Here is a 22,269-nt window from a genome sequence, read left to right as displayed (position 1 = left end):
CAGGGTTCTGGGCGGGAGCGTGACTGGGGTACGCGGCTCCCGTGTGCATCAAGGCTCGCGTTGCACATGGGAGGCGTGCGGTCCTTGTCATCGTGTTGTTAGATCGGCGAGATTCCAACGATCTGTATAGGCACGGAGCAGGCTGAGCGTGCAGGATGGCTGCGGGCGTGGACGTCCGCTGCCTCCGGGGCGGCATCCCAGTGCGGGTCTGGTACGGGCGCGGCGCGAAGGTGGCACAGGTGGCGTCGGCTAGTGTCTGCGGGCTGGTGGGTGCCCCGGTGAGGTGACCTGCTGGCGGCCCGCAGCCACAGGGTGGTGGGGGCCAGGGACGACTACCAGACCGGGGGAGGTACCGGGTCCGTGAGTGAGCGTGAGTGGCCTAGCAGCCAGGATCCTGGGCAGGACGCCAGGCGGAGGGAGGCGCCACCTGTGCGGGTTCCTGGGCGCGCCGCAGCGACCAGGGAGGGCGTGGAGCCTGCGGGCGCCTATGACGCACAGGGCGTCATGCGGGCCGTGCGCGACCTCCTGGTCGCTATCGGCGAGGACCCCGACCGTGACGGCCTGCGTGGCACACCGGAGCGGCTGGCCCGCGCCTACGCGGAGATGTTCTCTGGCCTGGGCCAGGACCCGGCCCGGCACGTGGAGACGGTCTTCGACGCCGACCACCAGGAGATGGTCCTGGTGCGCGACATCCCCATGTACTCGGTGTGCGAGCACCACCTGCTGCCCTTCCACGGGGTGGCCCACGTGGCCTACATCCCTGACCGGGACGGTCGCGTGACCGGGCTGTCCAAGGTGGCCCGCCTGGTGGACGGCTACGCACGCCGCCCCCAGGTCCAGGAGCGGCTCACCTCCCAGGTGGCTGACGCCCTCGTGGAGCGGCTGGGCTGCCAGGGCGTGCTTGTGGTGGTCGAGGCGGAGCACCTGTGCATGTCCATGCGGGGCGTGCGCAAGCCGGGCTCCAGCACGGTCACCAGCGCCGTGCGTGGCAGCATGCGCAGTGCCGCCACCCGGAGCGAGGCCATGAGCCTCATCCTGGGTAGGCGGCACTGAGCGGCGGTCGTAAGCAGGGCGGGGTGCGGGGTCGTGAAGGTCAGAGGCAGATTCTGAGTACAGGGTAACAGTCTCCTGTGTACTTGACGTTGGTGACTGTCACGTCCGTTGTGTCTGCTTTGGCGGGCTCGGTGCGCAGACTGGCGGTTCTGGCGACGTAGCCGCCGCTGGCCTGGTGCCCCGTATCGGGGGAGGCCGCCACGGCGGTCGTGGGGAGGACGGCCGTGCTGCCAATGAGGAGGGAGGCCAGAACGGTGGGGAGAGCAGTGCGGACGGACATGGAGATCACCTTCAGTGCGTGTCGGTAGTGGGTGGGCTGATACCTGTATCCTTCCGGGATCCTGACGGGCAGCCAGCTGGCGGAAGGTTGGGAGTTTCCGCTCGCCTCGTCCTAAAGGACCACGGCGGCTGCCGGCGGCTGCGCCCGGGACTGTCTGCTGGCCGGCGCGGGCTCTAGATCGCGGGTGCGAGGGGGATGCTGAAAGTGGTGGTCCACCGGCGCGGGGTGTGGGTGGTGGTCAGCGCCCCACCCAGCGACTCGATGCGGCGGCGCGCGGTGTCCAGGCCCAGGCCCGAGGAGACCACCTGTTCCTGCTGTGTCTCTTGTTCTGCCTCTGCCTGGTGCCGGTGTCCTGCCTGTCTGCGCGGGGGCTGATGGTGGGTGGGACCGTGGGTGTTGGTGCACATGCACTCCAGGGTGCTGCCGTCGGTCTCCAGCAGGAGGATGACGCGTCCGTGCACGCTGGCGTACTTGACGGCGTTCTCGATAAGCTCAGCGAGGACGCGGGTGACCTGCTGGCGCATGCCGGGGCCGATCGCGGCGGTGTCAAGAGCCTCCAGGCCGGTGACCTCCAAGGTGGTGTCTTTCTGGTGGAGGATCTGCTCAGCCTGGGCCAGGGTCTCCTCCAGAGGGCGGGGTGGGATGGTGGACAGCAGCAGGGCCTCGTCGCCGGAGGCGGACGACATGGCCCTGAGGAGGTAACGCAGCTGGCCTGTGGCGCTGCGTACCGGGCCGATGACGGAGTCGAGGGTGCGGGTGAGCTCCGGGTCCTCGGGGCGGGTGATCTTAGCCTGCTCGGCCTGCATGACGGCGTGGGTGAGGTTACGCACCACGGTGTCATGGAGCTCAGAGACCAGCAGGCGCTGCCGGAGGCCCCGACGTTCCCGGCGGTGCCGGGCGGCCTCGTCGCTCTTGTGACGCTGGTGGCGCAGCGTGAGCCCCAGCGCCGTGCAGGGAATCCCGCTGATGGCAAGCATGATCGGGGTTTGGGTGAAGTGGCTCAGGAAAGTGATACTGAGCAGGTGGATGGTGGCCATTGACCAGATGATGCCGGGGTGGTAGCCCCGGGACATCAGCAGCGTCAGCGGAGCCCAGCACACGGCGACTCCAAAAACACCAATCTCGTCTGGCACTACCAGGGCGGCGGTTGTGACGGCCAGGCTCGCTACGGAGCCCGCGAGAGGGATGCGAGACGCCAGAGGGAGGCAGGAGGCGTTGAGGATGGTGACCCCCAGCCTGATGGTCGTGAGGGGGGTCACAGAAAAGGCTGTGTCGACCAGGACCAGGAAGACCGTGACGCCTGCGTGCAGCAGGTGGGTGCGGGCGGTGGGCTGCCAGGTGTCGAAGAGGCTGGGCCTGGCCAGCGCTGTGGCTCTTGGAGGAATCCGAGAAAAGATATGGGACCATACGGTAAGCACTGCGATCACGTCCGAGGGGCCGGAGATAACGATGGAGATGCGTTAGCATTGTCGCATGCCTGTGACCGGTTCTCCACCCCCTGTCGGCGCCTCCGGCAAGACGATCCGGGTTGTCGCGGTCGATGATGACCAGTTTGTGCTGGGTGCCATACGATCCTACCTCTCAGTCGCAGAGGGGATCGAGGTCCTCAGCACCTTCACCACGGCCAGAGACGCCCTGGCCTTCATGAGCCGCATGCCGGTGGACGTCCTCATCACCGATATCCGCATGCTCCCCGTAGACGGCCTGGAGCTGCTGGCACGCGTCAAGGCGAGGTATCCGGACACGGCGGTTCTCATGCTGACCTCCTTCGACGACGACTCCGCCATGCTGGAGGCCCTGTCCCAGCAGGCCAGCGGGTTCCTCCTCAAGGACGCCGATCCGGAAGAGGTTGTGCAGGCCGTGCGTGCCGCCAGCACCGGGGGTACCACGATCTCACCCCGTGCCACCTCCCGGCTGATCTCCCAGGGCTACCTGCGGGAGGCCCGGGTGAGCGCCCGCCCGGATCTCACGGGTGCAGAGCGTGAGGTGCTCACGCTGCTGTGCGAGGGCTACTCCAACGCGGAGATTGCCGACAGGCTCGTTGTCGCGGACTCCACGGTCAAGACCCACGTCTCCAGCCTCATGAGGAAGTACGGGGTGACCTCGCGCCTCAAGCTGGTGGTGGCCGTCCACCAGGAGGAGGCTGGCGGGTCGGGTGGCTGAGAGGCGACTGGCTAAAACCCCTCGACACAGCCTCCTGACCCGCCAGCTGGCCGTCTCCTGCCTCTCCATTCTTTGAGCTACCCGCCTCAGTGCTGACGTGGCTGACCTGTCTGGTCCGCGTCGTCCTGGTCGCCCGTGCTCACTGGCGGTACGGCCGGGAGCCGCAGCCTGCCCCGGCCGTACCAGGTGGTGGTCGGTCCGGGGTGGTCCGGGCTCACCCGGCAGGGCAGGTCGTCCTGGTCGGCCGGGGCCGGGCAGGCTGCGGGTACGGCCAGGTCGAGGAGAAGACCTGGCGCCTGCGGGGCGGGGACGCCCTGGGACAGGAGGACGGCCACCGCAGCGGCAGCCAGCGGGGTGGCAAAGGAGGTCCCGCTGCGGTACCAGTAGTAGCGGCACTGCTGGGCGCCCCTCTCCCCGCAGTCAGAGACCACGTCGGGCAGCAGTGAGACCCCCTGCTCGTCGGTGCCCCCGCTGCGGACGGCATCTGTGGGCGCGGTAGTGAGGATCGCGGACTCCAGCCCGTGCGGTGTGTCGGTGTCGTCGTACCAGACGGGTGTGCCGCCGGGCGCGGCGACGTCAACCGCGCTGCCCACGTTGGAGTAGGAGGTCCGGGCTCCCGCCGGGTCGAGAGCGCCGACGGTGAGGACGTGGTCGGACTGGGCGGGCATGGTCACGCACTGGTCGGTGACCGGGCGCTCGCCCTGACCGGACCATCCGGTCGAGGAGGAGTCGGTGGTCCCCTGGTCGAGGTCGAAGGACTCGTTGCCGGCGGCAGCCACCATGATGACACCGTGCTGGGCCGCGTACTCCAGGGCGGAGGTGATGGTGGCCAGGTCCTGAGCCTGCTCCTGGCGCTCCTGGTCGGTGTCACCCGGGGCGTCGGGGCAGTAGCGGAACCAGGGGTCGGTGGTAAAGCTGAGGACAAGGACGTCCAGGCCCGTGTCCGCCGCGTACCTGAGGGCCTGGGCGACGGCCTCGGCGTAGAAGCGGCCTGTCGCGTCACCGGCCTTGAGGCTGACGATGCTGGCACCGGGGGCGGCACCCACGATGCCGTGCCCGTCCACGTCGGCGGTGATGAGCCCGGCGATCTCGGTGCCGTGGCCGTAGGGGTCGTGCGCCGGGTCGAGGTCGGGGCACTCGCTGCCCGGCGTGCAGTCGGAGGGGAGGAAAGACCGGCTGCGCTCAGCGTCGTAGGAGGAGGCGATCTCAGGGTGGGTGGCATCGACCCCGCTGTCCACCACCCCTACAGAGACTCCCCCGCCGTCCTCCTGCCAGACCGTGCCCTCGCGCCAGTCCAGGTACCACTGCTGGGCGGCCAGGGGGTCCTCCCCAGGAGGATCGAGGCTGCCGGGGCTGCTAGGGCTCTTAGCGTGCTGCTGGGCGGGACTCTGGCCCGGCGGGGGCTGGAGGGCCAGGGCGGGGGCGGTCCAGACCGTCAGGATCGCGAGCACGGCGGCCAGGGAGCGCACCGGCAGGTGGAGCGCCGGGAGCCAGGCAGGCCGTCGGGCTGGCATGGCACGTCCCGGGACGCGCAGGACCACGCGTCCGCGTCGGGTCTGTGCGCGGGGGCGGTCCGGGCTCACCATCGGGCGACCTCCTCGTAGAGCTCGCGCACCGGCGCCACGGTGAGGATGACTGACTCGTTGTGCTCCACCCAGGACACGTACCGGCAGTCCTGGTCCGGCGGGGCGATCTCCCGGCCGATCACGAGGTCCACCCGGTGGCCCTGCCTGCGGGCGGCGAGCACGAGCGCGGCGTCCTTCTCAATGTCGCCGGACAGCTCGGTGCCCTCCTTGGCCAGGGCGCGGCGCAGCTGCAGGAGCTCGGCCTCCACCTGGTCTCGGGGCCGGGGGGAGGGCTGGCCGGTGCGGGGCAGCCACCCCCTCATCCCGCCCTCCTGCCGTGAGGACAGGACGGTGCGGACGGACTGCCTGATGTCCGTGCGGGTGCGGTGGTTCATGGCTGTGACTTCCTTTCTGTGGGTCGTGGGTCGTCCTGCTGCTGGTGCGCCTGGCCCGGGCTTGTCGGGTCCGGCCGGGCTGTGTGGACTGGGCGGTGATCGTGGGGAGGGTGGCTGCGCATCCACTCCTCCTCCAGGCGTCGACGCTCCAGGAGTGCCTGCCGGGAGGAGAAGACGTGCCCCTCCTCGGGGAAGACGGCCAGCGTGGTGTCGGCCTGCGCGGCCAGGAGGTTCTCGTGGAGGGCCAGAGACTGCTGCGGGGTGGTGGCGGAGTTCTGGTCGCTGCCGCCGCAGCTGATGAGGAAGGGGGTGCCCCGGTGCGCGCCCGCCCGGGGGAGCACGCTCATGACGCGGTAGAGCCCGGGGTGCGAGGCGGCCGTGCGGTGGTCGTGCTCAAAGCCGTGCGGGGTCGCGTAGCGGTCGTAGGCGCCGCTGCGCAGAAGGGCACCCGCCGGTGAGCACAGGCCGCGCAGCACGGCGACGGCCGCCAGTGCCGCACCAAAGCTGTGCCCGCCCAGGAAGGGGGTGACGTGCCCGCCGCCTGGGCTGTCCCCGAGCATGTCGCTGATGGCCCTCACTGCCGCCCGCCACGCCTGGTGCAGCTCGGAGAGGAGACCCTCGGGCTCCAGGGCTGCCAGGTGGTGGTAGTCGATGCTCACGCGCACCACCGGCCGCGTCCCTGCGTGGCACCAGGCGGCGTCGCCCACGGGCAGGGTGCCCAGGTCGACGCCGTGGCGCACGTCCCGGCCGTCCACGGGTGCCGCCGGGAGGTCACTGGAGTCGTCGAACCACACCAGGGGCGTCTGCGTGCCCGCTGGGTCACCGGTCACCACCTCGACCATGTGCCCGTCCTCCCGCCGTGCCAGGACCAGCCCAGGCTGCCCGGCCACCGGGTCCTGCACGGAGGGGCACCACAGGACGGGAGCGCTTGGGTGCGCGGCCGGGGGCGGTGGGGGCACGGGCGGGTCGTCGCGTACGACGGGGCTGACCTGCCAGGCGCCGGGGGCCAGGGGGACCTCCTGGTGCCCCTGGCCCCCCTGGGTCATGACCGTGACCACGCCGTCGGCCTCCTCCTGGAGGTGGGTCACGGGTGTGCCGTCGGTCCACGACCCGGTGGCCCACTGCACCAGATGGGGCTCGCTGTGCTCCACCCACGCGCTGCTGAGCCCGGGCACGCCCGTGTAGTGGTCCACCCGGGCCTCGACGCAGGCCAGGACGCTGCCGTCGCTCACGCGGTAGGAGGTGGTGGCGGTCTCTAGGCGCTCGGTGAAGACCACGGTGGGCTGGCCGTCCAGGAGACGGTGGGCCACCGAGCTGCGGGGGAGGTCCCCGACCGGGGAGGGGGACCAGGTGCCACCGGGGCCTGGGGTGACCAGGTGGTGGGGGACGTGGTCCTCGTGGAGGAAGGCGGACAGCTCCCGGGGCGTCTGGGCCAGGCCCAGCACCAGCGTCCCCGGTGCCTTCCGGGCCTCCGTCTCCTGGGCTCCTGGCCCCTGGGCGCTTGGCTCCAGTTCCTGGGTGCTTGGCTCCTGCGCCTCCAGGAGCACCACGACCCCCCTGGGCAGGCCGGGCAGGGGGCGGGGGCCGACCATGACGGTGCACAGGGCGGCCTCAAAGAGCTCGGTCACCAGCGCCTGCGGCCAGGCGCGGTCGTCGCGGCTCCTCACGAGGGCAGAGGAGGAGGGGCTGTGCTCCTGGCGCAGCCAGACCACCTGGTCGCCCAGCCGCCACAGGCGGGTCTCCTGTGCCGGGTTGCTCCGCAGGCCCAGCAGCGAGCGGGTGCTGGTGCCCCAGGTGGTGGGGGCGGAGGCAGCGTCCTCGTGGTGCTCGTCGTGCTCGTGGAGGCGTACGGTGACGTGCCCGTCGTCCTGGTGGTGGGCGACGACCCATCCGCCGGGGCCGTGGGGCAGGGGCAGCCCGCTGGCCTGCTGCGAGAGCAGGGTGGGTACGCCGTCCTCGACGGCTCCGGCGTAGCCGGTGGGCACAGGTGAGGGGATAGTGTCCCCGCAGAGGCGGTCGTAGGCCGTGCCCCGGTGCCTGATGAGGTCCAGCCGGGCACGGGGGACGCTGCGGTAGACGGGCGCCTCCAGGACGGCCTGCCTGCCGCACGGCAGGGTGAGCGTGTGGACGGCCAGCCGGTCCAGCCCCGCCGACACCGCCCGGACCGAGACCGGCGCGACGGCTGGGGGGCTGGCCTGCGCGGCAACCTGAGGGGTGGCGTCCGGGGGCTGCGGGGTGGCGTCGTGCCTCATGGCAGCCGGTCTCCCGCCCCCGCCAGGGCGGAGGCGCGTGCGGGGCGCACCTCGCTCAGCCGCCCGTCCTCCATGCGGTAGGTGCGGTCGGTGACGGTGGACAGCCTGGCGTCGTGGGTGGTGACGATGACGCAGTGGCTGCGCCGCAGGGTCAGCAGCACGCTGATGAACCGTCGGGTGGACTCGTCGTCCAGGGCGGAGGTGGGCTCGTCGAGCAGGAGCACCCGGGGTGACAGGGCCAGCATCCGCGCGATGGCCAGGCGGGCGCGCTCACCCCCGCTGACCCGCATGCCGTGCTCGCCCATCATGGTGGTCATCCCGGAGCGGTCGCCCAGCCGGGAGAGGTCCAGGCCCATCTGGCGGCAGAGCGTGTCCACCTGGTCCTCACGGATTCCCGGGCGGGCCAGGGTGAAGTTCTCCAGCAGGGTGGCGCTGCGGAAGAACGGGTCCTGGGGGCAGAGCTGGACGATGCGGTTCCACCCCACTGAGCCCGTGTCCGCAGGGGAGAGGCCGCCAAAGGTGATGTGACCGCGCTCGGGGCGGTTGGCCCCGGCGATGAGGCTGAGCAGGGTGGACTTGCCCGAGCCGGAGGGGCCCACCACGCTGACGATCTCCCCGCAGCGCGCCGTGAGGCTGACTGAGTGGAGCAGGGTGGTGGCACCCGACTCGCTGGGGACGGAGAAGTCCACCTCCCGGACGATGAGCGAGCCGGTGTCCAGCACGTCCACGGGCTCTGCCGGCGGCTCGTACCACTCCTCGTCCTTCTCCAGGAAGCCGTGGACGCGCACCAGCGCGGCCCAGGTGGAGGCCAGAGCGGTGCGTATCCCGGAGGCGGACTGGAGCGGTTCGTAGAGCTGGGGCGCCAGGGTGATGAGGGCGGCCAGGGAGCCGACCGTCATCTCCCCACGGATCACGCTGTGCCCCCCGATGACAAGGATGGCCACCGTCCCCAGGGAGCCCGCCAGGTCCAAGGAGGAGGAGAAGGCTGTCTCGATGGTGATCATGCGCGTGTAGGTGCGCCGGACCTCTGCGGCGGTCTGCCTGGCCTGCTGCTGGTCCGTCTCGGTGTCAGCCACCGTGCGGGAGAAGAGGTGCCCGGCCACGCCCGTGCGCTCCATGACGGTGCCGCTGAAGGAGGACATGGCGTCGAGCATGCGGTCGGTGGTGGCGGCGAGCCTGCGTGAGACCCCCTCGGTGGGCAGGATGAGGACCAGTCCTAGGCCCAGGACGACCAGGGTGATGGTGACCGAGCGTGAGGACATGATGGTGACCAGGACCACCAGGCGGGTGATGAGCCCGAAGACCTGGGGCAGGATGCTGGAGACGAAGGACTGTGCCTGCTCGGTGTCGTTGGTGATGCGGGAGAGCATGGCCCCGCTGGGCTCGGCCCCCACGGCTGAGGAGGGCAGCCGGGTGAGCTTGCCGAGCATGAGCACGCGCAGCCGCTCCTGGAAGCGCTGCCCGGTGGAGGCCGTGACACGCTGCTCGATCACGTTGGCTGCCGTGCTGGCCAGTGCGGCAGCGGCAGCCAGCAGCGCGGGGACGACGACCGCTGAGACCAGGGAGGCACCAGGGCGGGTGCCGTCGATGACGCGCTGGAGCATGAGCGGGGAGACGGTGCCCAGGCCGGACTGGATGGCCAGCAGGATGGTGATGATGACCACCGAAGGGGTCATGGCCCGCAGCGCCCGGCCGGTGCCGCTGGAGCGGGACAGCACCCGCCGGGCACTACCTACACCTGCGCGACCAGGTGACGCTGCCGCCATGACTGAAGCACCTCCCTGCACTCCTGGAGCCCGGAGCGCACCTGTGCCCCGGCGGGGTTGGTGCTGTCCAGGGAGACCACGGCCGGGTAGGAGGAGATGTCCACCCCAGCCTGGCGCAGGGCGGCAGCAGGCTGGGAGTCCTGGTCCACCCAGGTGACTGTGCCGGCCGCCTCGGTGTCGCTGACGTCGTGGTTCTCCATGATCTTCAGGGCGGAGCAGGCCGGGCAGGTGGGGGAGAGGACCACCAGGAGGCGGTCGTGGTGCTCCTGGCTGGCCCGGGCGCTGGCGGCCTCGCGCCCGCGCAGGAGCTGGAGGGCCAGCGTCATGACCAGGGCGGTGGCCACGGCGGCAGCCAGGCGGGCGGGGCGGGCAGCGGTGAGGCCGTCCCCTAGGAAGGCAACCAGTCCCAGGGCGGCGGAGGTCAGGGCGCACCCCCAGATGTGGAGGGGGCCGACCGTCATGCCCTCCACGCCAAAGCAGCCGCACTCCTGCCCCCTCAGGGTGGTGGCGCCCACCACGAAGGCGGCGTAGACGGCGGCGAGGACCAGGCAGGCCAGGCGCAGGCTGGGCAGGCTGAGCGCCACGGCGGAGGCGAGCACCTCGACCGCGACGACAAGGCCCAGGGACAGGTGGAGGTGCAGGAAGTTTGCCCCTTGGGGCCAGGCCAGGCGCGCTCGCGCTGCGGCCCAGGCCTTGGCGGCGGCGGTGCCCAGCAGGACGCCGGTGGCCCCTCCGACCAGGAGGGTGAGGATCAGGGTGCCGCTGGCTGCCCGGGCCAGGAGGGCGGTGAGCAGGGGGGTCATGGTGACCATGTCGGTCATGGCTGCGTCTCCTTGTGTGTCGTGGTGTCTGCGTCAGTGGGTGCGGGGGCTGTGGGGTCCTCCGTCTCGACGAGCACCCCGGAGGCGACTGCGGCCCCAAGGAGTTCGGAGGCAGAGCTGGAGGTGGTGCCGGAGGCGGAGTCGGAGGTCGTGTCGGAGCTGGTACCGGGCGCCCCAGTCACGGCGGCGTGGAGGACCGTCCCGGTGTCCTCGTCAATCTCGTGGACGGACAACCGGTGCAGGTCCGCGAGGGTCCAGCCGCCGTTCTTCAGGTGTGTCAGGCTCATTCCGTCAGCGAGCCGCCAGCCTCTAGCCATGACGTCACCCACCTTTCTGTCTCTACGGTCTTCTTGATGCTGAGCGCGTACTTCTGTCTGAGGAAGGGGTCCTGGCCGATGCGCCTCATGCCGTCGGTGTCGATGAGTCCCCGGGCGGCCAGGCTGCCCTGAGCCAGCTCCTCCTCCCACCTCTGCCAGGCCTGGGACGCCTCCCGGACGGCCTGGAGCCGGGCGGCGGCGTGGTCGCCCACGGGGTCGCGGCCGTAGCGCTGGCACAGGGCGGCGTCCAGGGTGCGCAGCCCGTTGGGCAAGGTGATGGCGCGCTGCGTGGCTGGCACCTGGGCGAAGGCCGCCAGCACCTGCGGGTCGTGCGCGGGGCGGTAGGGGGCGAGGGCGCTGGTAGCCGGGTCCTCCGCAGCGGTCCAGAGCAGCTGGCTGGTGCGGGGCGGCAGGTCCTTGACGGCCTCCTGCCAGGAGGTCAGGGAGACGATCCGGGCGACGTCGATCATCTGGATGGCCTCACCAGCCAGCCACTGGGGGTCCAGGTCCAGCTCTGGCTCGGCAGCCTCCGGGGCTGTCCCGGCGGAGTCGGTGGACTCAGCGGAGTCAGGGGAGGCTTCGGGGGCGTCTGCCGGGACGGGGCCGGGCTGGGAGGAGTGGGACCTGTCGCGCTTGAGCAGCCGCTGGAGGAAGGCAGGGTAGGGGCTGCTGTCGGCTGCCTCCCGCTCCTCCTCGACGGCTCCGATGAGGTCGCGCACGCCTCTGGCGTCGACGACGGCGGTGGCGTTCTTCCTCTGCTCGCCCTGCGGGGAGGACTCTGGCTGCCGTGAGGTGATGTCGCTGAGGTAACGGGTGATCATGTGGTCCACGGGCAGGGCTGACTGGACGGCGCCCCGGGCCCCGTAGCGGGCCAGTGAGGCGGCCAGGAGCCGCTCCGCGCTCTCCAGGCTGCGGGTGCCGGGGTCAGCAGCCTCCTGGGGCTGGGGTGTGATCGTCTCGCCGCTGAGGACGGTCCCTGGAGTCCGCTGGAGCACGTCGGTGAAGACGGAGCGGCCGAACGGTGGGCGCAGGCCCGCGATACGGCCGAGCACGAGCATGAGGCTCGCGGAGGCGTGCTCGCCGGCCAGGGTCTTCTCGTCAACCTGCTGCCAGGCGCCGTCCTTGTGACGCAGCAGTGCCGGGGTGGCGCTCCAGGGTGGAGCAGTCTGTGTAGTCATGAGTGGGTCTCAATCGGGTCGGGGGTGCTAGGAAACATTGGCTGTCGGCCTGGACGGGTCGAGGCTGGTTGGGGTGCTCCTGGCCCCTCCCGTCTTGGGGCCTGGGAGGGGCCAGGAGTCTGGGTCAGTAGCAGACGCAGCGGCGAATGGGGACGCAGTAGCCTCCCCTGAAGCCGACCTTGCGGCAGTGGGCGACGCACCTAGCAGGATGACCGAGGCAAGGGAAGGACTCGCTGCCCTCGACAGGTGCGTGGGTCTCGGAGCGCAGGGCCTGGGTGAAGTCGGCGCCAGCCAGGGCGGTGGTGCGGCGGATGAATGGGGGCACGGTGTTCTCCTTCTCTCTTTCCAGGGTTATGCGCCCTGTCGGTTTGCGGCGTGTGGTTGCTGGTCTGCTCTCGTGGGCCGCGCCCTGTCCTGCCTCACGTGGTTGCAGTATGTGGGACAGGACAGGGCCGGGTGGACACTCCGCTGGTCAGCCGTGGCACTTGCAGGTCTGCTTGAACATGCCCATGCAGTAGCCGTCCCGGCGCCCGGTATTGCGACAATGTCTGCGGCACTTACCGTTTCCAACGAATGGGCCGCAGCCGAAATCCTCGGCGCCCTCTGTGGGTGCGTGGGTTTCTGAGCGCAGGGCCTGGGTGAAGTCGGCGCCAGCCAAGGCGGTGGTGCGACGGATGAACGGGGACATGGTTCTCTCTTCCCCTCCTCTGGAGTTATGTGCCCCGTCAGTTTGTGGTGTGTGGTTACCGGTTTGCTCTCGTGGGTCGCGCCCTGCCCTGCCTCACATGGTTGCAGTATGTGAGGCAGGGCAGGGTCGGATGGGCACTCCGCTGCTCAGCCGTAGCACTTGCAGACGAGGTTGGCAAAACTGCCGCAGTAGCCCCCGTGGTATCCCTTTGCCTTGCAGATCCGGTTGCACTTCCCCTCGTTGTGAGGGCAGGGGCCCTCGGCGCCCTCGGTGGGCGCGTGGGTCTCTGAGCGCAGGGCCTGGCTGAAGTCGGCGCCAGCCAGAGCGGTGGTGCGACGGATGAACTGGGACATGATGTCCTCCTTTCTGCTCCGGATATCCTGAGTCCGGGGCGGTCGGTGTGTGGTTGTCATGCCCCTTCTGGGTGGGAGGGGCATGGTGAATGGGCTCAGAAGGATTCTGGTGATGGAAGCGGCTGACAGCACCTCATTCAGACGGAGTACTTGTCCGGGTTTCTATGCTGTCCTCGTGCTCCCGTCTTCGTTCCTTCTGATACCTGAATACTATGTGCTCGCCTCGAGTTGTGTTATGGGGCAGAAGGTGGAACTTCTCCTGCGCGTCCTCCTTAAGGGTGAGGACGTTAGCCGTTTCTGGCTCCATACAGTGTTGGCGCGGAACAGATAGCGCGGCACAGGTGGGATATGGCGTGCGGGGAGGCCGGGTTGTCATGTCCGGATGTGCTGTCAATGAGGGGTCGCGGTGGCACGTCAGGAAATGCCGTGCGGCCCTGTGCCGCACCGATAAGGCGCAGCACAGGGCCGCAATGGATTGGGCAGTAAACTGCGAGGTCTTGGAGTTGTCTCCAGATCCGGTTGTCTCTCAGTCCTGGGCCAGGGCCAGGACGGGCGGCACCCGGCTGGCGGCCTCGGCAGGACGCCAGGTGGCCAGCACGCCCACGGCTGCGGCAGCCAGGAAGGCCCCGGCCAGGACCAGCCAGGGCACCTGGATGACCAGGTTGTCACCGGAGTCCGAGTTGAGCAGGGCGGCCGATCCCGCGATGCCTACCGTGCAGCCCAGCAGGATGCCGATGGCTCCGCCCAGGAGGGCGGTGAGGAGGCCCTCGGTGAGGAACAGGCGGCGGACCTCTGCTCGCTGGGTTCCGGTGGCGCGCAGCACCCCGATCTCACGGGTGCGCTCCAGCACGCCCACGGACGCGGTGTTGGCCATGCCGGACAAGGCGATGAGCAGCGTGAAGACCAGTACCCCGCCAATGACTACGGTGACCTGCTGGACCATCTGGGTGAAGGAGGCCCTGCCCTCGGCGGAGGTGACAACCAGGAGGCCGGAGCCCGCCAGGGCCTGACGGACCGCGGTGGCCGGTGCCTGGTCAGAGCCGTCACCGCTAGTGCGCGCCCACAGGGAGACGCTGGTCGGGGCGTCCCCGGCCAGCTGCTGGGCCACTGCCGGTGTGACGACGGTGCCCGCCTCCTCCGACACGTGGACGGTGAGCTCGACGCTGCCAGCCAGGCCGGACAGCGTGATGGCCGATCCGTCCTCCAGACCGTAGATACCCCCGACGATGAGGGTGTGGTCGTCCAGACCCTCCAGGCCCTGGTCGGAGCGGATGACCGGGGTGATGGCGTCGCGGTCGATGACGTCCAGGGTCATGGAGGAGTCGTCCGGGTCCCCAGCACCTTCTGGGTCTTCTGGATCCTCGGCGCTGCTGCCACTCTCGGAAGTACTAGAGATGACCTGGGCCTCAATGCAGGGCACGAGCGTGGTGGCCTCCACGCCCTCGACGGCCTCCACCTGGGAGACCAGGGCGGTGGCGTCCTGCTCAGCCGTGATCCCCTCCACGCGGATGTCCACCGGGGAGCCGGAGGCCAGGTAGCCCTCCATGGAGGCGTCAACGCTGGACAGGCCGGTGGCCAGGGTGGCGGCCACGGCCACGGAGACCAGCAGGGAGGCGGCGGTGGCGGCGGCCCGTCCGGGGTTGCGGGCCAGGTTGCGGGCGGCCAGCTGGAGAATGGGGCGGCGCGCGCGCCCGCTGAGGACCTCAGCCAGGCGGGAGGCGCCGATCACTAGCAGCGGCAGGGAGGCAATTACCCCCAGCACGGTGACCACCGCTCCGGCCGTAATGTACTCCAGCACTCGCGCGGTGACACCCTGCCAGATGAGTCCGCAGCCGACCAGGGCGATGAGCACCCCTGCTGCGGCGACCACGACCCGCCGCCTGCCCAGTGCGTTGGTGTCAGCGGTCTGGCCGGTCAGGGCCACCAGCGGGGAGACCTGGGTGGCCTGGCGGGCCGGGCGCAGCACGGAGACCAGGGTCACCACGGTGCCGATGAGGACGGCCAGGGCGAAGGACCTCCAGGACACGGTGAGGTACCGGGCCTCAAGCCCTTCCACCACCCCGGAGCGCACCACCGTGGCGGCCACGGCCGCGCCAGCGGCCGCCCCGGCTGCTGAGCCCACCACCCCGGAAAGCAGGCCGGTGCGCAGCACCGAGACCAGGACCTGGCGGCGGCTGGCGCCCACGCAGCGGGTCAGGCCGATCTGGTGGGTCTGGCGGGCCACCAGGGTGGTGAAGGTGGTGGCGATGACGATCCCGGCCACCACGGCACACACCGGCGTGAGCAGCCGCAGCAGCAGGAACGCCGTCGAGGTAGCACCCCCACCGGAGGTGCTGGCGCGCCAGGTGACCACGTCCGCGGCCGTGCTGACTCGCGCGTCGGCCTGGGTGGCCTGGAGCGCCTCGGTGACGGTGTCCCGCAGCTCCTCGGGGCTGGTGCCCGGCCGGGCGGTGATGTAGAGGAAGGCGGGGTCCTCGGGCACCCCCAGCGCGGCGCGTGCCTCGGCGGTGGTAAAGACCAGAGGGAGGGAGCTGACGTCAGCAGCGACCTCGGCGCTGGGCTGGATAATACCTACGACGGTCACCGTGGTGGTCGTCCTGGCCGGGCCACCGTGTGAGTCCTGGGCAAGGGTGGTCGTGCTGCCCACCTCCAGGCTGTACTGCTGGGCAAAGGTGGAGGAGACCGCCACCTCCTGGGCGCCCTCCGGCAGGCGGCCACCGGTCAGCCGGGTGCCTCCCGAGATCTCCGGCACGTCCAGCACAAACAGGGAGAACACGTCGGCGCTGTTCGCGCCCGGCGGGATTCCCCACATCTGCCTCTGGATCTGGGGGCGTACCGCCGCCACCCCGTTGGCCTGGGAGACGTCGCGCACGGCCTGCTCGGGGAACACCCCCTCGTCTGCTGTGGCGGAGGCCTCGGCCACGACGTCGGCCTTACCCACGCTGGCCCAGGCGTCCGCAGTGAGCTGGGCGCGGAAGGAGTCAGAGACGATGAAGGAGAACACAATGAGGACGGCGCTCATGGCCACCGCTACCATAGCGGCCACGGTGCGGCGGGGGTCGAGCAGGGCGGGCATGAGCGGTACTCCTTGTTGTTTGGGGTTGTTTGGGGCCTTTATTGTTTTCTGGGGCTCCGGTTTTCCTGCTGTGCTGGTTCGCCGGGTGCTCACGGGAGCTGGCAGCGGTCGGCTCGGCTAGTCCTGGGCCAGCGCCTGGACGGGTGGGATACTGCTGGCGGTCTCGGCGGGGCGCAGCGAGGCCAGCACGCCCACGGCCACGGCAGCCAGGAGGATGATGAGCAGTCCAGGTCCCAACCACACAGGGACGGACAGAGGGCTCCCCTCCCCGTTGTTGAGCAGGGCGGCGGCGCCCGCGACGCCGACGCCGCACCCCAGCACCAGGCCGATGCCGCCACCCAGGAGGGTGGTGAGGAGGCCCTCGGTGAGGAACAGGCGGCGGACCTCTCCTCGCTGGGTTCCGGTGGCGCGCAGCACCCCGATCTCACGGGTGCGCTCCAGGACGCTCATGGAGGTGGTGCTGGCCATGCCGGACAGGGCGATGAGCAGCGTGAAGACGAGCATGGCACCCACGGCTGCGGCCACCTGGACCACCTCATCGGTGAGGCCGCTGCGGGACTCCATGAAGTCAGCGACGTAGAGGCCGGTGCCCTCAAGAGCCTCGCGCACCGCTGCGGCCGGTGCCTGGTCGGTGATCTCCCCGCTGGCGCGTACCCACAGGGTGGAGGCGGTGGGGGCGTCCCCGACCAGCTGCTGGGCTACTGCGGGCGTGACCAGGGCGTCACTGGCGCCCGGGTTGACGCGGACCGTGAGGTCGGCGCTGCCCTCCGGGCCGGTGAGGGTCACCTGGGTGCCGTCGGGGATCTCGTAGACGCTCTCCAGGACAAGCGTGTGGTCGTCCAGGTCCTCCAACACCTCCGGGGAGCGCAGGACTGGGGCGACCGTCCCCTGGTCGGTCGCTATGACGGTGACGGCCTGGTCGTCGACGTCTGTCGAGGCTGAGGTCATCTGCACGTCGAGGGTGGGCACGGCCACAGCCGTCTCCACGCCCTCGACCGCCTGGACCTGAGCAGTGACCGCCTCAGCGTCCTGGTCCGTAGCCAGGTCCCCGACAATGATGTCAACCGGGGACCTGCTGGTGACATAGCTCCCCCAGGAGGCGGTGAAGACGGACACCCCCGTGGCCATTGCGGCGGCCACGGCCACGCAGACCAGCAGGGAGGCGGCGGTGGCCGCCGAGCGCCGGGGGCTGCGGGCCAGGTTGCGGGTGGCCAGCTGGAGGACGGGGCGGCGCGGGCCGCCGCTGAGGGCCTCGGCCAGGCAGGAGACCCTGGTGACCAGCGTCGGCAGGAGGATCATGACGCCGAGGACCACCACGACGGCCCCGGTGACGAGGACCTGCAGCGCCCGCCACGTGGCACCACCCCAGAGGAGTCCCAGGCCCAGGATGATGACGGCAGCCCCGGACACTGCGACCAGCCTCCTGCGCCTGCGCGGTGAGCCGCTCCCGGCGGCCTCACCGCGCAGCGCCACCAGCGGGGAGATCTGGGTGGCCTGGTAGGCCGGGCGCAGCACGGAGACCAGGGTGACTACCGTGCCGATGAGGACGGCCAGGGCGAGGGACCTCCAGGACATAGTGAGGTGGCCGGTCCCCACACCCTCAATGACCCCCGAGCTGATGACCAGCGCGGCCAGGCCGGTGCCGGCGGCGGCCCCGGCCACGGAGCCGGCCAGTCCGGTGAGGGTGGCGGTGCGCAGCACCGAGGCCATGACCTGGCGGCGGGTGGCGCCCACGCAGCGCAGCAGCCCGACCTGGCGGGTCTGGCGGGCCACCAGGGTGGTGAAGGTGGTGGCGATGACGATCCCGGCCACCACCGCGCACACTGGCGTGATGAGCTGGAGCAGGTTGAGCGCGTTCGAGCTGATGGCGCCTGCGCTCTGCGCACGCATGGTGATGATGTCCGAGGCGGTGTAGACCTCCACGCCCGGCTGGACGGCGGTCACGGCCCGGGTGAGCGTGGAGACCAGCTCGCCTGCGCTGGTCCCCGGCTGTGCTGTGACGTAGAGGACGGCCGGGTCCTGTGAGAGCCCCAGCTCAGCCTGCTCCTCGGCCGTGGCAAAGATGTGGGAGATGCCGTTGGGGTCGTTGCGGGTGATCTCAGCCCCAGGCTGGACCACGCCGACGATAGTCGCTGTAGAAGTAGTCGCTGTGGAGGTCTGCCCGGAGTCCGGGTCGCCGGAGGCCAGGGTGATGGTGGAGCCGACTGTGGTGCCGGGACCGGCTCCCAGCTCCTCCTCGTGCTGGAGGAAGTAAGGGGACACGGCGATCTCACCGGTCCCCTCCGGCAGGCGCCCCTGGACCAGCTCGGTGCCGCCCGTCGGCTCCGGCACGTCCAGGACGATCGCTGAGGTGTCGGAGACGCCCCCGTGGTGGCGGACCGACACGTTGCCCTCGGTGTAGAGGCGAACGGCTGCCGCCCCGTCGGCCTGGGAGGCCTCCTGCACCGTCTGCGCGGAGAGCCGCCCGCCAGCCGTAGTGTCCCTGGGGTCCACGAGCACGACCGCGTCGGCGTCACCCACGCTGGCCCGGGCACTGGCGGTGAGCTGGGCGCGGAAGGAGTCGGAGACGATGAGCGCAAAGGTGATGAGGGCGGCGCTCATGGCTACCGCCACCATAGCGGCCACGGTGCGGCGGGGGTCGAGCAGGGCGGGCATCAGGGGGGACTCCTTCATGGAAACGGTGGGAAGTAAATGGAAAGGATGGGAAGTACGGGGCGTCTTCTTCCACGAGGCTGGTCCCCGTGGAGGTCCCGGTGGTGGTGATGGCTGGGTCGTGTGGTGGGTGCGCGCACGGCGGCCAGCCCGGCTAGTCCACGGCCAGGGCCTGGACGGGCGGGACCCGGCTGGCGGCCTCGGCAGGACGCAGCGAGGCCAGCACGCCCACGGCCAGGGCTACCAGCAGGGTGATGACCAGGGGCAGGAACGGGACGGAGACGGCGATGCTGCCAGCCTCCTGGCTGTTCTCCCCGGTGGGCAGGTCAGATGCTACGGCGCCGATGATCGCTCTCATTCCTGCTGCTCCCAGGAGGGTCCCCGTAGCGATACCTAGAAGCCCTCCCAGCCCGGCGGTGAGGACGTTCTCGGCCACCACGAGGCGCCTGACCTCGGTGCGCTGGGTGCCCATGGCGCGCAGCACCCCGATCTCCCGGGTGCGCTCCAGGATAGAGACCCTGGTGGTGTTGGCCAGGCCCACCAGGGCGATAACCAGGGACAGGCCCAGGACCACTGAGACCATGAGCACAAACTGGTTGATGTTGTGGGTGATGGTGGCGAAGGCGTCCTCCCGGCCGTCGACCATGACCTCCTGGCCGCGCAGGGCCTCGCGGATACTTGCCTCAGCGGCTCCTGGGGTGTTGCCCTCGGTGGTGCGTGCCCACACCATGCTGTTGGTCTCGGCGCCCCCGGTGAGGTGCTGGGCGGTGCCGGGCGTGATCACAGCACCCCAGCCCTCGCGGACACGGGCGGTGACCTCCGTGCTGCCAGCGGGCCCGGTCAGGGTGACGGTGGTGCCGTCGGGGATGCCGTAGATGCCGCCGACGATGAGCACGCCGTCCTCCAGGTCCTCCAGGCCAGCGGTGGAGTGCACCACGGGGCTGATGGCCTCCATGTCCAGCACCGCGATGCCCGACAGGTCCTGGGTGGTCCCGTCCACGGTCTGGGTGACGTCAATGACAGGCACGGTGGTCAGGGACTCCACCCCCTCGGCCTCCGCGACAGCGGAGGTGACCGTGGCCTCGTTCTCCGGCGTCACGCCCAGCACGGTGATGTCCCTCTGGGAGACGTCGTTCAGGATGTTCTGGAAGGAGGACTGGAAGGAGAACAGGCCCGTGAAGAGCACCGCGCCCACACCGACCCCCACCAGGATGGTCGCCGCGCTGGCGGCGGAGCGGCCGGGGTTGCGGCCCAGGTTGCGGGCGGCCAGGTGGAGCACGGGGAAGCGCTGGGCGCTGCACAGGCGCTCAATGAGGGCTGCTCCGGCGGTCACCAGCAGCGGCAGGGCCAGCAGGAGGCCGATGACCAGGACCACGCCTCCGGCGGCTGCGGTCCTGATCGACTGCGCGGACATTCCGGCGACGGTGGTGGCCAGCCCGGCCAGCAGCAGGACGGCCCCGAAGGCAGCCACCCGGCGGCGCCTGCGGCTGGCGTGCTCGCGGTTGAGGTCCTGGCCGGTGACGGCAATGAGGGGGGAGACCCGGGCGGCCCGGCGTGCTGGCCGCAGGACGGACACCAGGGTCACCACCGTGGTGGCGATGACGGCGAGGAGGACGGCGGCAGGTGAGATGGTCAGGCTGGCGCCGTCCAGGTCCTCCATGGCCCCGGTGCGGACCAGGAGCGCCGTGCCCGCGATGCCCAGGACGGCCCCGGCTGCTGACCCCACCAGCCCGGTGAGGGTGCCGGTGCGCAGCACGGAGGCCGTGACCTGGCGGCGGGTGGCGCCCACACAGCGCAGCAGCCCCACCTGGCGGGTCTGGCGGGCCACCAGGGTGGTAAAGGTGGTGGCGATGACGATCCCGGCCACCAGCACGCACACCAGGGCCAGCAGGTTGAGCAGGATGGTGATGATCCCGCCAGCTGTGGTGCCCTCTACCATGCGCTGGGTCGCCACCTCCTCGGCGGGCGCCACAGCAGCCTCAGCCGAGGAGGCGTGGACCACCTGGGCGACCTGCTCCTGCAGGGCTGCCGTATCGGCCCCGGGGGTGGCGGTCACGTAGAGGAAGGAGTAGTCCGTGGAGGCACCCATGACCTCCAGCTGCTCTGTAGTCGCGTAGACCTTGATGGCATTGGGTTCCAGCAGCTCTCCGCTGTCCGCCCCGGCTGAGACGATGCCGACCACCGTCGAACTGGAGTTGACGGCGCCTTCATCACCACTACCCTCACCGCCCTCCTCTTCTGCGGACGCGACAAGGTTGAGGGTGTCCCCCACCCGGAGGCCCCGGGACTGTGCCAGGGTGGTGTCAATGGCCAGCTCGCCCGTGGCCTGGGGCAGCCTCCCGTCGGTGAGGCTGGTCGGCCCGCCCAGGTCGGGCACGCCAAAGGCCATGACTGTCGTACCAGCGCCGCCCCTGAGCTGCTCGGGGAGGTCAAGGTCAAGGACGCTCCAGTGCTCCCCGCGCACGGAGGCCACCTGGTCCAGGGCCTCGACCTCCTCGGCCACCTCGGCCGGTATGTAGGTGCCATCCAGACCTGATGCCATCTTACTGGTCACCACGACGTCGGCTCCGTGGATGCTGGTGCGGGCGTCGGCGGAGGCCTGGGTGGTGTAGGTGTCGGAGACCACCAGGGAGAAGACGATGAGGGCGGCGCTCAGGGCCACCGCGACGGTGGCGGCCACGGTGCGCCGCAGGTCAAGCAGGGCGGGCATCACAGGCTCCCTGCTGCGTGCCGGGGGTGCCAGGAGGCGCCGCCCGGTGAGGTGGCTGCGGGGACTTGGCGCCCGGGAGCCTGTGCCGCCTGTGCCTGCGTGCCGGGGGCGGCAGGTGCTCTTGTGCCGGGGGCGGGTGCGCTGGCCGCGTGGGCGCCCGAGCGGTGCTCCACGGCCTGGTCCTGGGTGATGCGCCCGTCGGCCAGGCGGATGATGCGGCTGGTGGTGGCTGCGGCCTCCGGGTCGTGGGTGACCATGACCACGGTCTGTCCCAGGGTCTGGCAGGTCTGGGCCAGGACATCCAGCAGCGCCGCCGAGGAGGCCGTGTCCAGGGCGCCGGTGGGCTCGTCGGCAAAGACCACTGCGGGGCGGCCGATGAGCGCCCGCGCCACCGCCACGCGCTGCTGCTGGCCGCCGGAGAGCTCGGAGGGGCGGTGCTCCAGCCGGTTCTCGATGCCCAGGACGGTCACCACGGCGTTGTACCAGTCTGTGTCGGGCTTGCGGTGGGCCAGGCGCAGGGGCAGCAGGATGTTCTCCTCCGCGCTGAGCGTGGGCAGGAGGTTGAAGGACTGGAAGACAAACCCCAGCTGGTCGCGCCGCAGCGTGGTCAGCTCCTGGTCCCTCATCGCGGTGATGTCGCGCCCGGCGATGAGGACCTGGCCCTGCGTGGGCGCGTCCAGCCCGGCCAGGCAGTGCAGGAGGGTGGACTTGCCCGACCCGGAGGCACCCATGATCGCCACGAACTGGCCCCGCTGCACGGCCAGGCTCACCTGGTCCAGGGCGATGACCTGGGCCTCCCCGCTGCCGTAGACCCGGGTCAGGTCCCGGGCCTCCACCACGGTCTCACCGCGCCGACCAGCACGACCGGGCGCAGCAGGAGCGTGTGGATGAGGGGCGACACCCCCGTACGACCCCGTCTGGAATCCTGTACCGACTGACATCTCCCTGCCTTTCTCTTGATCTTCTCTTCAGACATCTCCGCAGACATCTCGCTCCGCAG

The 22,269-nt window shown here is 70.6% G+C and carries 17 protein-coding genes; 2 read left to right on the top strand and 15 right to left on the bottom strand.

The window, feature by feature from the left end; translation table 11 throughout:
* Positions 1-468 precede the first annotated feature (468 nt).
* The gene (gene folE, locus CWS50_RS09900) at positions 469-1,053 is read left to right on the top strand and encodes a GTP cyclohydrolase I FolE (protein ID WP_257494089.1); all 585 of its coding nucleotides are present in this window, start codon (positions 469-471) and stop codon (positions 1,051-1,053) included.
* A 453-nt stretch (positions 1,054-1,506) separates the two neighbouring features.
* Here folE and CWS50_RS09895 read toward each other — a convergent pair whose 3' ends face one another.
* Positions 1,507-2,760, bottom strand: a complete 1,254-nt coding sequence (locus CWS50_RS09895) for an ATP-binding protein (RefSeq protein WP_206610398.1) — start codon at positions 2,758-2,760, stop codon at positions 1,507-1,509.
* A 46-nt stretch (positions 2,761-2,806) separates the two neighbouring features.
* On the opposite strand from CWS50_RS09895, the gene CWS50_RS09890 reads away from it, so the two are divergent.
* Positions 2,807-3,496: a response regulator gene (locus tag CWS50_RS09890; RefSeq protein ID WP_127842657.1), complete on the top strand. Its 690-nt coding sequence runs from the start codon at positions 2,807-2,809 to the stop codon at positions 3,494-3,496.
* Between the two features lie 86 nt (positions 3,497-3,582).
* Here the strand turns inward: CWS50_RS09890 and CWS50_RS09885 are convergent, their stop codons facing one another.
* The 14 genes from CWS50_RS09885 to CWS50_RS09820 form a co-directional block, all read right to left on the bottom strand.
* Entirely contained in the window at positions 3,583-5,082 is a 1,500-nt protein-coding gene (locus CWS50_RS09885) for a S8 family peptidase (protein ID WP_127842656.1), read from the bottom strand.
* Positions 5,076-5,456, bottom strand: a complete 381-nt coding sequence (locus CWS50_RS09880) for a hypothetical protein (RefSeq protein ID WP_127842655.1) — start codon at positions 5,454-5,456, stop codon at positions 5,076-5,078. Before CWS50_RS09880 ends, CWS50_RS09885 begins: the two co-directional genes overlap by 7 nt.
* Entirely contained in the window at positions 5,453-7,708 is a 2,256-nt protein-coding gene (locus tag CWS50_RS09875) for a S9 family peptidase (protein WP_127842654.1), read from the bottom strand. Before CWS50_RS09875 ends, CWS50_RS09880 begins: the two co-directional genes overlap by 4 nt.
* On the bottom strand, positions 7,705-9,474 hold the full coding sequence (locus CWS50_RS09870; protein WP_127842653.1) for an ABC transporter ATP-binding protein: 1,770 nt from the start codon (positions 9,472-9,474) through the stop codon (positions 7,705-7,707). The genes CWS50_RS09875 and CWS50_RS09870 overlap by 4 nt, the downstream gene beginning before the upstream one ends.
* Complete coding sequence (locus CWS50_RS09865; RefSeq protein WP_243118282.1) at positions 9,441-10,295, bottom strand: hypothetical protein; 855 nt, start codon at positions 10,293-10,295, stop codon at positions 9,441-9,443. Before CWS50_RS09865 ends, CWS50_RS09870 begins: the two co-directional genes overlap by 34 nt.
* Positions 10,292-10,582 carry an actinodefensin-associated protein B gene (adfB, locus tag CWS50_RS09860; RefSeq protein WP_243118281.1) on the bottom strand — a complete coding sequence of 97 codons (291 nt, stop codon included), beginning with the start codon at positions 10,580-10,582 and terminating at the stop codon, positions 10,292-10,294. The genes CWS50_RS09865 and adfB overlap by 4 nt, the downstream gene beginning before the upstream one ends.
* Positions 10,579-11,790, bottom strand: coding sequence for an actinodefensin-associated protein A (gene adfA, locus CWS50_RS09855; protein WP_127842651.1), 1,212 nt, complete (start codon positions 11,788-11,790; stop codon positions 10,579-10,581). The genes adfB and adfA overlap by 4 nt, the downstream gene beginning before the upstream one ends.
* 124 nt (positions 11,791-11,914) lie before the next feature.
* Positions 11,915-12,115: an actinodefensin gene (locus CWS50_RS09850; RefSeq protein ID WP_127842650.1), complete on the bottom strand. Its 201-nt coding sequence runs from the start codon at positions 12,113-12,115 to the stop codon at positions 11,915-11,917.
* 147 nt (positions 12,116-12,262) lie between these two features.
* Entirely contained in the window at positions 12,263-12,478 is a 216-nt protein-coding gene (locus CWS50_RS09845; RefSeq protein WP_127842649.1) for an actinodefensin, read from the bottom strand.
* 146 nt (positions 12,479-12,624) lie between these two features.
* On the bottom strand, positions 12,625-12,831 hold the full coding sequence (locus CWS50_RS09840) for an actinodefensin (RefSeq protein ID WP_127842648.1): 207 nt from the start codon (positions 12,829-12,831) through the stop codon (positions 12,625-12,627).
* Positions 12,832-13,357: 526 nt separating this feature from the next.
* On the bottom strand, positions 13,358-15,907 hold the full coding sequence (locus CWS50_RS09835; RefSeq protein ID WP_127842647.1) for an FtsX-like permease family protein: 2,550 nt from the start codon (positions 15,905-15,907) through the stop codon (positions 13,358-13,360).
* Positions 15,908-16,024: 117 nt separating this feature from the next.
* The gene (locus CWS50_RS09830; RefSeq protein ID WP_243118280.1) at positions 16,025-18,580 is read right to left on the bottom strand and encodes an FtsX-like permease family protein; all 2,556 of its coding nucleotides are present in this window, start codon (positions 18,578-18,580) and stop codon (positions 16,025-16,027) included.
* A 133-nt stretch (positions 18,581-18,713) separates the two neighbouring features.
* Positions 18,714-21,269 carry an FtsX-like permease family protein gene (locus CWS50_RS09825; protein ID WP_127842646.1) on the bottom strand — a complete coding sequence of 852 codons (2,556 nt, stop codon included), beginning with the start codon at positions 21,267-21,269 and terminating at the stop codon, positions 18,714-18,716.
* Positions 21,269-22,210, bottom strand: coding sequence for an ABC transporter ATP-binding protein (locus tag CWS50_RS09820; protein ID WP_127842645.1), 942 nt, complete (start codon positions 22,208-22,210; stop codon positions 21,269-21,271). The genes CWS50_RS09825 and CWS50_RS09820 overlap by 1 nt, the downstream gene beginning before the upstream one ends.
* Positions 22,211-22,269: the final 59 nt, after the last annotated feature.

The sequence above is a fragment of the Actinomyces wuliandei genome (assembly GCF_004010955.1).
GTDB lineage: Bacteria > Actinomycetota > Actinomycetes > Actinomycetales > Actinomycetaceae > Actinomyces > Actinomyces wuliandei.
This window is presented reverse-complemented; position numbering and strand designations above follow the sequence as displayed.

Coding starts and splice junctions, on each gene's coding strand:
- CWS50_RS09885 (WP_127842656.1), bottom strand. CDS start 5,082: ATGGTGAGCCCGGACCGCCCCCGCGCACAGACCCGACGCGGACGCGTG.
- CWS50_RS09890 (WP_127842657.1), top strand. CDS start 2,807: ATGCCTGTGACCGGTTCTCCACCCCCTGTCGGCGCCTCCGGCAAGACG.
- CWS50_RS09870 (WP_127842653.1), bottom strand. CDS start 9,474: ATGGCGGCAGCGTCACCTGGTCGCGCAGGTGTAGGTAGTGCCCGGCGG.
- CWS50_RS09875 (WP_127842654.1), bottom strand. CDS start 7,708: ATGAGGCACGACGCCACCCCGCAGCCCCCGGACGCCACCCCTCAGGTT.
- CWS50_RS09840 (WP_127842648.1), bottom strand. CDS start 12,831: ATGTCCCAGTTCATCCGTCGCACCACCGCTCTGGCTGGCGCCGACTTC.
- CWS50_RS09880 (WP_127842655.1), bottom strand. CDS start 5,456: ATGAACCACCGCACCCGCACGGACATCAGGCAGTCCGTCCGCACCGTC.
- CWS50_RS09830 (WP_243118280.1), bottom strand. CDS start 18,580: ATGAAGGAGTCCCCCCTGATGCCCGCCCTGCTCGACCCCCGCCGCACC.
- CWS50_RS09845 (WP_127842649.1), bottom strand. CDS start 12,478: ATGTCCCCGTTCATCCGTCGCACCACCGCCTTGGCTGGCGCCGACTTC.
- adfA (WP_127842651.1), bottom strand. CDS start 11,790: ATGACTACACAGACTGCTCCACCCTGGAGCGCCACCCCGGCACTGCTG.
- CWS50_RS09865 (WP_243118282.1), bottom strand. CDS start 10,295: ATGACCGACATGGTCACCATGACCCCCCTGCTCACCGCCCTCCTGGCC.
- adfB (WP_243118281.1), bottom strand. CDS start 10,582: ATGAGCCTGACACACCTGAAGAACGGCGGCTGGACCCTCGCGGACCTG.
- CWS50_RS09825 (WP_127842646.1), bottom strand. CDS start 21,269: ATGCCCGCCCTGCTTGACCTGCGGCGCACCGTGGCCGCCACCGTCGCG.
- CWS50_RS09820 (WP_127842645.1), bottom strand. CDS start 22,210: ATGTCAGTCGGTACAGGATTCCAGACGGGGTCGTACGGGGGTGTCGCC.
- CWS50_RS09835 (WP_127842647.1), bottom strand. CDS start 15,907: ATGCCCGCCCTGCTCGACCCCCGCCGCACCGTGGCCGCTATGGTAGCG.